Origin of the sequence: Clostridium drakei, from assembly GCF_000633595.2 — a bacterium.
Classification (GTDB): Bacteria; Bacillota; Clostridia; order Clostridiales; family Clostridiaceae; genus Clostridium_AM; species Clostridium_AM drakei.
Genome location: NZ_JIBU02000037.1, coordinates 1 through 15,165, shown reverse-complemented (window position 1 = coordinate 15,165; position 15,165 = coordinate 1). Strand labels below are relative to the sequence as shown.

General features: G+C 29.6%; 11 protein-coding genes and 2 riboswitches. Of the genes, 3 read left to right on the top strand and 8 right to left on the bottom strand.

The features are described from left to right. Nucleotides 1–14: 14 nt before the first annotated feature. From EG57_RS0217790 to EG57_RS0217770, 5 genes are all read right to left on the bottom strand, one after another. Nucleotides 15–662 (bottom strand): amino acid ABC transporter permease, encoded by a 648-nt coding sequence (locus tag EG57_RS0217790; protein ID WP_032078494.1) that lies wholly within the window; start codon nt 660–662, stop codon nt 15–17. Between the two features lie 84 nt (nt 663–746). Next, nucleotides 747–1,574: an ABC transporter substrate-binding protein gene (locus EG57_RS0217785; protein ID WP_032078493.1), complete on the bottom strand. Its 828-nt coding sequence runs from the start codon at nt 1,572–1,574 to the stop codon at nt 747–749. Nucleotides 1,575–1,962: 388 nt separating this feature from the next. Then, nucleotides 1,963–2,508, bottom strand: coding sequence for an NADH peroxidase (locus tag EG57_RS0217780; RefSeq protein WP_032078492.1), 546 nt, complete (start codon nt 2,506–2,508; stop codon nt 1,963–1,965). Nucleotides 2,509–2,751: 243 nt separating this feature from the next. Beyond that, on the bottom strand, nt 2,752–3,471 hold the full coding sequence (locus EG57_RS0217775) for a beta/alpha barrel domain-containing protein (RefSeq protein ID WP_032078491.1): 720 nt from the start codon (nt 3,469–3,471) through the stop codon (nt 2,752–2,754). Between the two features lie 85 nt (nt 3,472–3,556). Next, nucleotides 3,557–5,893 carry a homocysteine S-methyltransferase family protein gene (locus tag EG57_RS0217770; RefSeq protein WP_414629352.1) on the bottom strand — a complete coding sequence of 779 codons (2,337 nt, stop codon included), beginning with the start codon at nt 5,891–5,893 and terminating at the stop codon, nt 3,557–3,559. A 195-nt stretch (nt 5,894–6,088) separates the two neighbouring features. Next, nucleotides 6,089–6,200: riboswitch (SAM riboswitch) on the bottom strand. Between the two features lie 243 nt (nt 6,201–6,443). Beyond that, a riboswitch (SAM riboswitch) is annotated at nt 6,444–6,551 on the top strand. A gap of 130 nt (nt 6,552–6,681) precedes the next feature. Here EG57_RS0217770 and EG57_RS0217765 point away from each other — a divergent pair. Together EG57_RS0217765 and EG57_RS0217760 are read left to right on the top strand one after the other, a co-directional pair. Further along, nucleotides 6,682–7,962, top strand: a complete 1,281-nt coding sequence (locus EG57_RS0217765; RefSeq protein ID WP_032078489.1) for an O-acetylhomoserine aminocarboxypropyltransferase/cysteine synthase family protein — start codon at nt 6,682–6,684, stop codon at nt 7,960–7,962. 33 nt (nt 7,963–7,995) lie between these two features. After that, entirely contained in the window at nt 7,996–9,234 is a 1,239-nt protein-coding gene (locus tag EG57_RS0217760) for a homoserine dehydrogenase (protein ID WP_032078488.1), read from the top strand. A 120-nt stretch (nt 9,235–9,354) separates the two neighbouring features. Here EG57_RS0217760 and EG57_RS0217755 read toward each other — a convergent pair whose 3' ends face one another. The 3 genes from EG57_RS0217755 to EG57_RS0217745 all read right to left on the bottom strand — a co-directional run bounded on the left by EG57_RS0217755 (nt 9,355) and on the right by EG57_RS0217745 (nt 13,057). Beyond that, a complete protein-coding gene (locus tag EG57_RS0217755) occupies nt 9,355–10,359 on the bottom strand; it encodes an isocitrate/isopropylmalate dehydrogenase family protein (RefSeq protein WP_032078487.1) in 1,005 nt (334 codons plus the stop codon). Nucleotides 10,360–10,488: 129 nt separating this feature from the next. Next, nucleotides 10,489–11,859: a beta/alpha barrel domain-containing protein gene (locus EG57_RS0217750; protein WP_032078486.1), complete on the bottom strand. Its 1,371-nt coding sequence runs from the start codon at nt 11,857–11,859 to the stop codon at nt 10,489–10,491. Nucleotides 11,860–12,343: 484 nt separating this feature from the next. Continuing rightward, on the bottom strand, nt 12,344–13,057 hold the full coding sequence (locus EG57_RS0217745; protein ID WP_108849431.1) for a lysophospholipid acyltransferase family protein: 714 nt from the start codon (nt 13,055–13,057) through the stop codon (nt 12,344–12,346). 211 nt (nt 13,058–13,268) lie between these two features. Here EG57_RS0217745 and EG57_RS0217740 point away from each other — a divergent pair, with 211 nt between their 5' ends. Next, nucleotides 13,269–14,135: a ComEC/Rec2 family competence protein gene (locus EG57_RS0217740; protein WP_032078485.1), complete on the top strand. Its 867-nt coding sequence runs from the start codon at nt 13,269–13,271 to the stop codon at nt 14,133–14,135. Nucleotides 14,136–15,165: the final 1,030 nt, after the last annotated feature.

Genomic DNA, 15,165 nt, shown 5'->3' with positions numbered 1-15,165 from the left:
ATTTCTCCTTTTTATTAATAAACAGAAAGTTTCTTTTCAAATACTCCAAATACACCTGTAAATATGGTAGTTAATAAAAGATATAAAACACCTGCTGTGAAAAATACCTCTATAGGTCTAAAAGTACTTGCATATATCTGTTGAGCAGATCTCATAAGTTCTACCATAGCGATAGTTGATACCAATGAAGTATCCTTTAATAATGCTATAAACTCATTTCCTACAGGTGGTATTATAACCTTAAAAGTTTGTGGCAATATTATCTTTTTCATAGTATCTGCATAAGTGAAACCTAAAGCTTTTGCAGCTTCAAACTGTCCTTTATCTATAGATTGAATTCCACCTCTTATTATTTCTGCCATATATGCACCACAGTTTAAACTTAATCCTATAGCTGCTGCGGAAAAAGGTGTTAACTCAACTCCCATGAAAGGTAAACCATAATAGAAGAAAAATAACTGCAAAAGTAGAGGAGTTCCTCTAAATATCCATGTATAAAAACTTGATATTATTCTAAACACTACATTCTTAGAAAGTTTAAAAAGTGCTAAAAATATTCCAAGCATTGTTCCTACAACTAGCGCAATAACAGTAAGTTCTATTGTCATTACACTTCCTTTTAAAAGGATGGGTAATACTTTTATTATAATTCCTGTATCCAATACTTTCACTCCAATTCAATTTTTTAAGTTTAGGATAATGAGATTAATAATCTCATTGTCCTGTAATTTCTGATTAAATGAATTTTATTTTTCATTATATATATCAGTTCCAAACCATTTTACTGAAAGCTTAGAGAAAGTTCCATCCTTCTTTAATTCATCAATTGCCTTTTGAACTGCATCTTTTAATTCTTTATCTTCATTTTTAAATCCTATGCCCATTGGTTCTTTAGTAAGTTTTTCTGATAAAACTTCATATTTACCCTTTTTATCAGCTTCTGATATATAGTATCTTCCTACTGGCTCATCTACTATAACAGCATCAATTCTACCTATTAATAAATCTTGAAGTTCTTCTGTAGTTTTATCATACTTTTTAACTTCTTTTAATCCTTGCATTTTAGCTGCAACACTTTCACTAGTTGTACCCAGACCTACTCCCACAGTTTTGCCTTTTAAATCATTAGCACTCTTTACAACAGTATTTCCATTTTTAACAACTATTATTTGTGAATTCATTACATATGGATCTGAAAATGATATTTCTTTTTTTCTTTCATCTGTAATGCTTAAACCTGAAATTATAGTATCAAACTTACCTGATTTAAGTGCAAGAATTATTCCATTGAAATCAGTACATACAAATTCAGTTTTTACCCCTAATTTTTTTCCTATTTCATTTGCCATATCTATATCGAAACCTTTTAGTTCATTTTGCTTGTCTCTAAACTCCATTGGAGGAAATGAATCCTCAAGTCCTACTTTTAATACCCCTGCTTTTTTTATCTTTTCTAATGAATTTCCCCCCTGAGATTGACTCTTACCACTGCTTGACTTTCCGCATCCGGCAAACAATGCAGCAACGAAAATTACTGATAGCATAAGTACTACTGCTTTTTTTAAACTTTTCATTTTTCTCTCCCCTTTTCTAATAAACTTTTTACTCCTTAGATTAATATAATAATTATACATCCATAATTATAATTATGCAACTTTTTTTTAATATTTAATTTTATAAATTATGTTTATTTACAATTTTAAATTGTACTATAAACTTATTGGATAAATCAAGTTTTTTCTTTAATGCCAATGTTTTGTAGAGACTTCATATTGGTATTTTTTAAGGTTATTTATATGCCAATATAGTGAATATTTTAACTATTTATTTTCTGTATATTCTGCATAAAATTTTATTTATTTATAATAATTTTATAAATATCAGTAAAAAAAATACCTGTATCCAATCTTAGATACAGATATTTTTAATCCAATTTTAATTTATATGCATTAATTTATGCTCTTATTTAAAATATCTATTTAATAGACCTTTAAATGCACATCCATGTCTAGCTTCATCTTTACACATTTCATGAACTGTATCATGAATTGCATCATAGTTTAACTTTTTAGCTAAAGTAGCTAAATCCTTTTTACCTTGACATGCACCATGTTCTGCTTCTACTCTCATCTCTAAGTTCTTCTTTGTGCTAGAAGTTACAACTTCACCTAGTAATTCTGCAAATTTTGATGCATGTTCTGCTTCTTCAAAAGCTATTCTTTTATAAGCTTCAGCTATTTCTGGGAAGCCTTCTCTATCAGCTTGACGGCTCATTGCTAAGTACATTCCAACTTCAGTACACTCTCCTGTAAAATTAGCTCTAAGACCTTCTATAACTTCAGGATCTACATCTTTAGCAACGCCAACTTTGTGTTCATCTGCCCAAGACATTTCTCCTTCTACTTTTTCAACAAATTTATCTTTTTTAGCTTTACATTGAGGACATACATCTGGTGCTTCCTCTCCCTCATAAACATATCCACATACTGAACAAACAAATTTTTTCATTACATATTCCTCCAATTCAAAATAATTTTTATTTTATTAAAATTTTTATTTTTATCTTCTCTACATTTATTATTATATAATAATAATTATTATTTTGCAATAGATTTTTTAAAATTTTTTTATATTTTTTCCAAACACTTAAAAAAAGAAAGTCATGTATATAGAAAAATTTATTTTTCTATATACATGACTTTCTTTTTTTACACAAAATTAATACACTTCTCGATAGCTCATTTATCATAACTAATCTTGTTTTTTATCAAGTTCAATCGCCATATTTCTATATTTTTCCATTGTTACTGCAAACAATTCTGAAGTAGTCGGTGGAGTATATGAAATAGCATTAGCACCAGCCTTAATAGTTTCGTTTATACTCTCTTCATTCCTTCCACCAGTAGCTATTATGGGTAATTCAGCATATTTTTCTCTTATCTTTCTAACGATTTCAGCACTTTTCTTGCCTGCTGCCACATTAATTATAGTAGTTCCTGCTTCTATTCTTTTTTGAATATCATCATATTCTGAAACTACTGTAACTATAATAGGTATGTCTACCGTATCCCTCATTGCTTTGATAACATCATTTGATGTTGGACTATTCACTACTACTCCCATAGCCCCTTTAAATTCTGCATCTAGTGCAAGGTTAACTACTCTTTTACCCATAGTAAGACCGCCGCCAACACCACAAAATACTGGTACATCTGAAGCTGCAACTAATACCTTTGTTATTACTGGTTGAGGTGTAAAAGGATATACTGCCATTATAGCATCCGCATTAGTATTTTTTATAACAGCAATATCTGTAGTAAATAAAAATGATTTCAACCTCTTACCAAATACCTTTATCCCACTAGCCTTTCTTATTACTTCAGGAATATTTATCATGTGACTTCTAAGGGTACCTTTTATTTCTGGTACATATTTATTGCCCTTCACTGCTGCACTATTTATGTCACTCATATCGCACGCTTTCCTCCTTTTATATTAGATTCATCATTATTTATATATTTTATACTATATATAAAAAATATTCTATAGAATGAATTTAATTACGAAAAATTTCTTCTGCAATCCTTACAGATTCTCTAGCATCTTTAGCATAAAAATCTGCTCCTATCATTTCTGCATATTGTTCATTAAGAACAGCTCCGCCCACAAAAACCTTACATTGTAAATTATTTTCTCTTAAAGCTTCTATAGTCTTTTTCATATTAACAACTGTAGTAGTCATGAGTGCACTCAACCCTACAAGCTTAACATTATGTTCCTTTGCTGTATTAACTACTTTTTCAATAGCCACATCTTTTCCTAAATCTATTACTTCAAATCCATAGTTCTCCAAAAGAACTTTTACAATATTTTTGCCTATATCATGTATGTCACCTTTTACAGTTGCTAAAATAATTTTTCCTTTAGATATACTTTCTTCACCTTGTTCAACAATTTTCTTTTTTATAACTTCAAAAGATTTTTTTACAGTTTCAGCTGATTGTATAAGCTGTGGTAAAAATATTTCTTTTTCTTCATACTGTTCTCCTACATAATCTAATGCTGGAATAATATAAGAATTAACAACTTCTAAAGGTTCTTTTGTTTTTAATAAAACTTCTGTACTGGTAATAGCATCTTTTTCTATTCCATCTACAATAATTTGTTTCAAATCTTTTATTGAACTTATATTTTCAATATTTGTTACTGCTTCTTCTTTTTTGTCTACTAACTTTGTTCCATACTTTTCTACATAGTTTTTACCTTCTCTATCAATATTGGATAGAACTTCAAAAGAAGAAATAACTTCTTTCATTCCTTCGTCTCCAATATTCATTATTGGTAAATCTAATCCTGCATAAAGTGCCATAGACAAAAACGTTCTGTTTAATATTTCTCTTCTTGGAAGCCCAAAAGATACATTACTTACTCCTAGTACAGTTTTAACTTCTAACTTTTCCTTAACTAATTTTATAGCTTTTATTGTTTCCAATACTTCTTTTTGCTGTGCTGAAGCTGTTAAAGCAAGACAGTCTATTATTATATTTTTCTTATGTATACCATACTCCTTTGCAGTATTTACTATTTTTTCTGCTATTTTAAATCTACCTTCTGCTGTATCTGGAATACCACTTTCATCTATAGTTAAACCAATTACACATCCTCCATACTTTTTAACCACAGGAAAAACTTTTTTCATTATTTCTGTTTTTCCATTTACAGAATTTATAATAGGTTTTCCATTATAAATTCTAGCTCCAGCCTCTAGTACTTCTTCATTGGGACTATCAATAGTTATTGGAAGCTGTACTACCTTTTGTACTGATTTTACAGCCTTAATCATAATTTCTTTTTCATCAATTTCTGGAAGTCCCACATTTAGTTCTATTATATGAGCTCCTTCTTCCTTTTGCTTTACAGCTTGAGTTTGAATATAATTAACACTTTTTTCTTTTAATTCTTCCTTATATTTTGATTTTCCTGTAGGATTAATTCTCTCACCTATTATTGTAACTTTTTCACCTAAAAATACAGTTTCTGTAGAAGAACATACTACACTAAAATTCTTTTCTTCTATTTTTAATGGCTTACTATCTTTTAAGCCTTCACATAGTTTCTTTATGAACTCTGGATTAGTACCACAACAACCACCTAAAACTCTTACCCCTTTTTCAACCATAATTTTTACGTATTTCACAAATTCATCTGCTGTTATATCATATACTGTATTTTTTCCATCATATCTTGGAAGCCCAGCATTAGGTTGAACCATAACAGGTATTGATGCATACTTTAGTATTTCTTCTACTATAGGCATAAGCTCTTTAGGGCCTAGTGAACAATTTACTCCAAGAACATCTACTCCTAAACCTTCTAACACGAATACCATTGTTTTAGGATCAGTTCCCATTAGTGTTCTTCCATTATCCTGAAAAGTCATAGTACAAAATACTGGCAAGTCACTATTTTCCTTTGCAGCAAGAACTGCAGCCTTAGTCTCATATAAATCAGACATAGTTTCTATTAAAATTAAATCTGCACCTGCTTTTTCACCAATAACAACCTGCTTTTTAAATAAATTATATGCTGCCTCAAAACTTAAAGGTCCTGTAGGTTCCATCATTTGTCCAATAGAACTTACATCAAGAGCAACAAGCTTATCTTGGGCTGCTTCCTTTGCAATTTTTACTCCTGCAGTAATTACTTCTTCTATAGAATACTTAGAAGAACTGTACTTTAATTCATTCGCTCCAAAAGTATTTGCAATTATTATATCAGCACCTGAATCAATATATTGTTTATGAATATTTCTTATAATATCAGGATTTGTTATATTTAAAGTTTCAGGCAAATCACCTACTTTAAGTCCTGATTTTTGAAGCATGGTTCCCATAGCACCATCAAATATTATAAATCTATCTTTAAACTTTTCCAAAACTAAATCATCTATTTTCAAAATTACATTCCCCTTTCGTTTGTTCTGATATTAAATAAACACTTGCTTTCTACTTGATTAGTTATTCATATAAATTTGAAAAGCCGCTTTTCATAGAAAAGCAGCTTTAAAATTGCTAATTTTAAACTTCTTTTCTTATCTATCAGAATAAAAACTTATTCTGCAGGAATTGACACCGATACATTTAATTAATGCCGGTTGTCGGGTTTCACAGGGCCAGTCCCTCCACCACTCTAGATAAGATTTTACATTCAATTATACTTATTACTAATAGTATATCTGTTTATTTACATTGTCAATAGTTTTTCTATTATAAAGAAATGAATAAAAAAAATTTTCAATAAATTAAAAATTTTTTTATATTTAATATCAAGTTATTTCAGTGCATATCGCAAATTTTTAAAATATAAATTTTATTTTTTTAATTTTTTTGGTATTGACAATTAAAACTAATATCTGTTATCATTTATTCAATCAAATACGGAACTTCTTATCTAGAGAGGCTGAGGGACTGGCCCTATGACGCCCAGCAACCTGAATAACATTTTTGTTCAAAGGTGCTAATTCCAGCAGGTTAAATCCTGAAAGATGAGAAGCTAGGGGAATAATCTTCTTGTAGCTTTTCTACAAGAAGATTTTTTATTTAAAAAATTTCCTAGACAATTATCAAATTAGAAGTTTCGTCCATGTATTAAAGGTTTAATAATATTTAGGAGGAATCTAAAATGAGTGAAAGAAAATTATCATTTGAAACATTACAAGTACATGCAGGACAGGAACCAGATCCAACAACAGGATCAAGAGCTGTTCCAATTTACCAAACTTCATCTTACGTATTTAAAAATGCTGATCATGCTGCTAATCTATTTCAATTAAAAGAACCTGGAAATGTTTATACAAGAATAATGAATCCAACTACAGATGTATTTGAAAAGAGAATAGCAGAATTGGAAGGTGGAGTTGCAGGACTCGCAACAGCATCAGGCCTGGCAGCTATTACATATGCTATCCTCAATGTTGCAAGTGCAGGTGACGAAATAGTTGCAGCAAGTACACTATATGGTGGAACATATGAATTGTTTGGAGTAACCTTGAAAAAGCTTGGGATAAAAGTTGTGTTTGTAAATCCAGATGATCCTGAAAACTTCAGGAAAGCTATTACAGATAAAACAAAGGCACTTTACGGCGAAACTATAGGAAATCCAAGAATCAACGTGCTAGATATAGAAGCTGTAGCAAATATTGCACATGAAAATAAAATACCATTAATCATAGATAATACTTTTGGTACTCCATATCTTGTTAGACCAATAGAATTCGGAGCAGATGTAGTTGTTCACTCTGCAACTAAGTTTATTGGAGGACACGGAACTACAATTGGTGGAGTCATAGTTGATGGTGGTAACTTTAATTGGAGAGCTAGTGGAAAGTTCCCTGATTTTACAACACCAGATAAAAGCTATAATGGATTAGTATACGCAGATTTAGGTGCACCAGCATTTGCTTTAAAAGCTAGAGTTCAACTTTTGAGAAATACTGGAGCAACTCTCAGTCCTCAAAGTGCATTTTTATTCCTTCAAGGCTTAGAATCACTATCCTTGAGAGTAGAAAGACATGTATCAAACACAAAAAAAATTGTTGAATTCTTAAGTAAGCATCCAAAGGTTTCTTGGGTAAACTATCCTGAGCTAGAAGGTAATCCATATAATGAATTAGCTAAAAAATACTTACCAAAAGGTGCTGGTTCAATATTCACATTTGGAATTAAAGGTGGTTTAGAAGCAGGAAAAAGATTTATAAATAGTGTTGAATTATTCTCATTACTTGCAAACGTAGCTGATGCCAAGTCACTTGTAATTCATCCTTCAAGTACAACTCATGCAGAACTTAATGAAGAAGAACAAAAAGCTGCCGGAGTTACTCCTGATATGATAAGACTTTCAATTGGTATCGAAGGTGTTGATGATCTCATATATGACTTAGATCAAGCTCTTGCAAAAGCTTAAAAATTTCGTATATATAAAAGGGGGCTTTTTAATATGGCATCTATTGCAATATTAGGTTATGGAGTAGTTGGAACAGGTACAGCTGAATTAATAAATAAAAATAAGGAAAGATTTAAAAAGATTACAGGTGAGGAACTTAAACTTTCAAATATATTAGTTAGGAATATTGAAAAACATAAACAAAAAAAGAATTCTAAAATTCTAACTGATAACTTTGAAAACATTTTACAAAGCCCTGTAGATATAATCGTTGAAGTTATGGGTGGTATTAATCCTGCTTATAAATATGTAAAAAAAGCTTTAGCTTCAAAAAAACACGTGGTAACAGCCAATAAAGATTTAATGGCAGAACATGGAAAGGAACTTTTAGATATAGCACATGAAAATGGTGTTACATTAAACTTTGAAGCCAGTGTAGGCGGGGGTATACCTATTTTAAAACCTCTTATGGAATGTCTTACAGGCAATGAAATTGTAAGTATTAAAGCAATATTAAATGGTACTACAAATTTTATACTTTCAAAAATGTATAGTGAAAACATGAGTTATGAGGATGCTTTAAAGATTGCTCAAGATTTGGGCTTTGCTGAAGCTAATCCTGATTCTGATGTTTTAGGTTATGATGCAGCAAGAAAGCTATCCATACTATCCACTATTGCCTATGATAAAAAAATTGACTGGAAAGATATACACATAGAAGGTATTACTAATATAGATGCTGATGATTTCAAATATGCTAAAGCTAATGGTTATAACATAAAACTTTTAGCTATAAGTAGACAAGAAGAAGATGGAATATTTGCTTCTGTACAACCTGTTATTGTAGATAAAAATTCAGAACTCAGCAAAATTGAAAATGAATTAAATGCTATTGTTATAAAAGGTGACGCTGTAGGAGATGTTGTTTTTTCAGGCAAAGGAGCAGGAATGTTTCCCACTGCCAGTGCAGTTTTTGGCGATATAGCTGATATAATTCAAAATAGAAATAAAAAATCTATTCAATTTAATGATGAAAATGCCAGCATACAAACACTTTATAATTATAAATCTAATTGGCTTATAAGAATAAAAACTACTGATAAAATAAATACTATGTGTTCTTTAACAGGAAACTTTAAGAACTGTTATATTTTCAAAAATGAATTAAATCCAAAAGATGAGGTTGTAGCTATTATTAAAGAAGAAACTGAAAATGATTTAAACTATAAGTTACAAGAACTTAAAAATTCGAACCGTACAGAATATATAAAAAAATTCCTACATATTAAATAAGCATATATACCTTAAAACATTTAAAAAATTAATTACATGAAAAAAGCTATGAAGTTAGGAATTGAATTTCCAGCTTCATAGCTTATAAATTAAAATTCTTACAAATACATTTTTAGATCACTATTTTTTCATTGCATTAATTATAGCTTCTGTAAATTCTACAGTATTTGCATTTCCACCTAAATCTGCAGTGACATTTTTTCCTTCCTTTAATACATCTTCTATAGCTTTTTCTATTTTAAGAGCAGCTTCAAACTCTCCTATATGATTAAGCATCATAATACCTGATAATACTGCCGCTACAGGGTTTGACATATTCTTTCCTGCTATATCTGGTGCTGAACCATGTGCAGGCTCAAATACAGCAGCATCATCTCCTATATTTGCACCTGGAACTAATCCAAGTCCACCAACTAAACCTGATGCCATATCTGAAAGTATATCACCATACAAATTAGGCATTACAAGTACATCATATTTTTCTGGAGTTAACACAAGCTTCATGCTCATAGCATCTACTATTACATCTTCAAACTCTATATCTTTATATTCTTCTGCTATATTTCTTGCACATTTCAAAAAAAGACCATCGGACATTTTCATTATATTTGCTTTATGTACTGCTGTAACCTTTTTTCTATTATTTTTTCTTGCATAATCAAAAGCAGCTCTTACTATTCTATCACTAGCTTTTTTAGATATAATTTTTATACTTTCTGCTATATCTTCACTTACCATATGTTCTATACCAGCATATAAATCCTCTGTGTTTTCTCTAAAAATCACTAAATCTACATAGCTAAATCTGGACTCTACACCTTCATAACTCTTTATAGGTCTCACATTAGAATAGAGGTTTAAGTTTTGTCTTAAAGTAACATTTACACTTCTAAACCCTTTTCCTACAGGTGTTGTAACAGGTCCTTTTAATGCTACCTTATTTTTCTTTATACTATCTAAAACATAATCTGGTAATGGTGTTCCATATTCTTCAATTACTGTTGCTCCAGCTTCTACTACATCCCACTCTATATTAACACCACTTGCATCTATAATTTTTTTTGCTGCTGAAGTAACCTCAGGTCCTATTCCATCACCAGGAATAAGAGTAATTTTATGTCCCATAAAAAATCGCCTCCAAATATTTATTCATCGTCAATTGGGGACAAAAATATTCTGCCCCCAATTATATTTTTTAATTTTAACAATTAATTATTTATATGTCTATAGCTAAATTCTACTTTATATTTTCATCTAGCTTGCTCTTGTTTCACCTTTTTTCAAAATTTCTGGCATATACTTTTCTACCATAAGTTCTAACTCGTTATTACCAATAATTGTAGTTCTACCATCTTCGTACTGTTCTTCAACCCAGTCTCTTATTTCTCCAATCCTTGGGTCCCTTTTATCTATTTTTTCACCATCTTTAAGTCTATAGTAAGTGTTAATCCAAGCTGCAATTCCTGCTAAACCAGAATACTGATTAACAGCAACTACCACAGGTCTATCTAATATTTTATCTGTATCAAATATATTGTATATTTCCTCATCCTTTAATATACCATCTGCATGTATGCCAGCTCTTGTTACATTAAATTGACTACCTACAAAAGGAGTTCTTTCTGGTATATTATAGTTCATTTCTTTTTTAAAGTATTCAGCCAACTCAGTTATGACATGCAAATTCATATTTCCAGTAGTACCTTTTAACTGTGCATATTCAAATATCATAGCTTCTAATGGACAATTTCCAGTTCTTTCTCCAATTCCTAAAAGAGAAGTATTTATTGAAGATGCTCCATACAACCATGCTGTAGAAGAATTACTTACTACTGCATAAAAATCATTATGACCATGCCATTCTATCATTTCAGAAGGAACATTACAATTAGTTCTAAGTCCATGAATCAATCCTTGTACACTTCTTGGAAGTGATGCACCACTATAAGGAACACCTAATCCCAAAGTATCACAAGCTCTTACCTTTATAGGTATATTAGATTGTTTTGAAAGTTCCATAAGCTTATTTACAAAAGGTACAACAAATCCGTAAAAATCCGCTCTAGTTATATCTTCTAAATGACATCTTGGATGTATACCATTATTTAGAGCTTCCTCCACAATAGACAAATACATATCCATAGCTTGTTGTCTTGTTTTATTTAATTTTTTAAATATATGATAATCTGAACAAGACATAAGCATTCCTGTTTCTTTAATGCCCATTTCTTTAACTAGTTTAAAATCTTCCTTATTTGCCCTTATCCATGATGTAACTTCAGGGAATTTGTATCCTCGTTCCATACAAACTTGTGCAGCCTTTCTATCCTTTTCTGTATATAAAAAGAATTCTGTTTGACGAATTATTCCTGAATTATTATCTAATTTATGAAGATAATCAAAAATTCTTATAATTTGCTCAGCAGCATATGGAGGCATAGATTGTTGTCCATCTCTAAATGTAGTATCTGTAATCCATATGTTTTCTGGCAAATCCATTGGAACTTGAATTTGATTAAAATTTACTTTTGGAATATCTGAATAAGGAAATATATCCTTATAAAGATTTGGTGTACCTACATTTTGTAAACAATGTTCATATGAAGACTTTCTTAAACTTTTCATTTTGCCCTCCTAATTACTTATTAAAATATTGGATTGTTGGTTTTTTAATGATTTTTGAATGGGTTTTTATGTTCAATTGCAAATGCAGATTTTATCCCACTTCTTGGTAAATTAATTTTTATACAATTTAAATGAATATTTATTAATAAGTTTCTTATATACTCTATATTACAAGTATATTTATGCTTATATTGTATCATTTATATTTTAAATTATCAAATAAAATTTTTCGTATTTTTGTAATTTTAATTAGCTTTTTCTTCATTTTAACCGTTTTAGTACTTAAATAGGACTTTTTATGTATACGATTGGACTATTATCGAAGATACCATATTCTTTTATCAAATCACTAACATTACTAATAGCTCCACTTAAGTCTAAGAATCACTTGATTTAATGAAAATTAACATAAAAAAAACTTAGTTTATAGTAATATAAAACTAAGTTCTTAATACTTCATTTATGTGAATTAATAAATAAAGTTTTACTTTATATTATTCTCTATTATAGATTTTATTTGATCGGCAAGATTGGTCTGCTCTTCCTTAGACAAATGCTCTGTATATATAGGCTCACATACAGTAACTGTTACATTCCCAGACTTTATAGCACTCATCTTGTTTCCTTCACGAAGCTTATACGTTCCACTTATTGCTATAGGTATTATGGGAACTTTAGCTTTTAAAGCTAGCTTCATACTTCCTTTTTTAAATTCTCCAACTTTAGGTCCTTTGCTTCTTGTTCCTTCAGGAAAAATAACCATACTGTAACCATTTTTTAAATTATCAATACCTTCATTTATGGCCTTCATAGATTCTCTTATATTATTTCTGTCCATGAATATACAATGAATTTCCTTCATCCAATAACTCATCATTTTAAATTTCAATATTTCTTTTTTAGCTATAAACCCAACTGAATTGTCTAAAGCTGAAATTAACACAGGTATGTCCAAAAAACCTTGATGATTTACTACATAAACACAAGTTTCTTTCTTAATATTTTCTTTTCCTATTACATTTATCTTTGCACCAACCTTACTTAATACATGTGAAGCCCATTTCTTGACGTATTCATTTACCTTACTTTCAGCCTCTTGGAATTTTTCTTTTTTTCTTAATGCTTCTACTTTATTTTTTTTAAAAACTGCCATAAACATATAAATAAAAAAATCTAAATAAAATAAAATAGTTTTCATTATTTTAATTTCTCTCCTTTTCATATAATAAATATTTATTTATAAAATAAATCCCCATGTCATTATATCATTAAAACCTGGTCTAGTAATGAAAAACTAACAAGAAATTTACATTTATTGTATACATTTAAAATTTACTTTCACTTATTAATAAAAAATGCTAAACTTATGTTTGTATTAACATTTAAACTACTATTTAGGAGGTAAAAAAATGCAATTTCAAAAAAAATTTTTTAAGGTTATTGTTTCATTATTTGTAGTAATATTTACTTTTTCAGCATGTAGTGATACAAAAAATGTATCAAATAATCCTATTAAAAGCAATGAAAATATTATAAAAGTAAACTATATTGATATAGGACAAGGAGACAGCGAATTAATTCAAGTTAATGGTAAGAATCTTCTTATAGACGCAGGTCCAAATGAAAGTATAGATAAACTCATGAACTACTTGAGCAAGCAGAACATAAAAAAGCTAGATTATGTTATTGCAACACACCCTGATGAAGATCACATAGGCGGTATGAGTTCTGTAATAAAAAAATACGATATAGGTGAATTCTATGCTCCAAAAAAATTGACAAATACTAGAACCTTTGAAAATATGGTAACTGCGTTAAAAAGTAAAAATCTTAAAATAAATGCAGGTAAAGCTGGCATGAATTTAAACTTAGGTAAAAATGTAACTTGTCAGATGTTAGCTCCAAACAATGATAAATATAAAGATACTAATAATTATTCAATAGTCGTTAAAATAACTTATGGTGAATCAAAATTTCTATTTACTGGTGATGCTGAAAAAATTAGTGAAACAGAAATGTTATCCAAAAACTTTGATCTATCTGCTGATGTACTAAAAGTGGGACATCATGGAAGTTCCTCTTCATCTTCTAATGAATTTTTGGATAAGGTTAATCCTAAAATAGCCATAATAAGCTGTGGTAAAAATAATAAATATGGACATCCTCATCATGAAATATTAACACAACTCAAAAATAGAAAAGTGCAAATTTATAGAACTGATATAGATGGAAGTATAGTTCTACTAAGTGATGGTAAAAAAATAGCTAAGCAATAAAATTAAACAACTTTAAATCCGTTGCTAGAAAGTAATATATCTTTACAAAATAAGCATATTACGACGTAAGCATATGTAAGCGAAGTAACTTTCAACTGTATTCCGGCTGATATATGCTGTGAAGGAAAACTCACTTCATTAAGAATTTCTAATGCTTGAGATATTGAAAAATGGCTACCTCCTCAAATGCGACGTCCTGTCGCTTTCGGAGCTTTTGCCTTCCTGGCAAAAATTACGCCATTTTTCAATATCTCAAGCAAAGAACTTCTAAAATTCGTTCGCATCTTCCTTCACAGCATATATCAGTCTGCATACAGTTGAAAGTTACTTCTTAGTGCATTACGTGCTTTTATAATACTTAGTAACTAGTTTATGTATAGTTCAGCTATTTTAATAATATCCTATGGCGCAGCCTACAAAAATAGCAAGTTAGTTGATTATTAACTATATTTTAAATACTTGTATATTTTTTATGTTATGTTTTTTAACAATCTAAATAATAAGTCTCTTTTAAGATATTTCAGCAGGCTATGCCTTAATATTTAGGCGTTGTAAGTTATGATTATAAATATAATTTGGCTTACTAAAATTACTTATAACAATTTAATTATGTGCGTATACTTGAAGTTACTAGTTTGGATTTTAACTTTTATGCAGTGATATATGATAAGGGTGTCCTCACATAAGCTAAATTGTTTTAGTATTATTCTTAGCTTGAAGATTTGAAAAGCCTTAGAACTTTAGTCCTGTCTGAGGGAACCGAGTTTGACAAAGTTCTTAGGTTTTTCAAATCTTCAAGCTTTAGAATAATTAAAACATTTAGCAGTGAGGACACCCTTATCATATATCACGGAATGAAAGTTAAAATCCAAACTTCCACTGCACCTTTACGTCGCATTATTTTTAAATTATAAAACTAAGTATTTATTTTAAATGTAAAAAAAGACTGTATGTTCTACAGTCTTTGATTATTCATATAAAATTGGCTCCGCGAAAAGGATTCGAACCTTCAACCTATCGGTTAACAGCC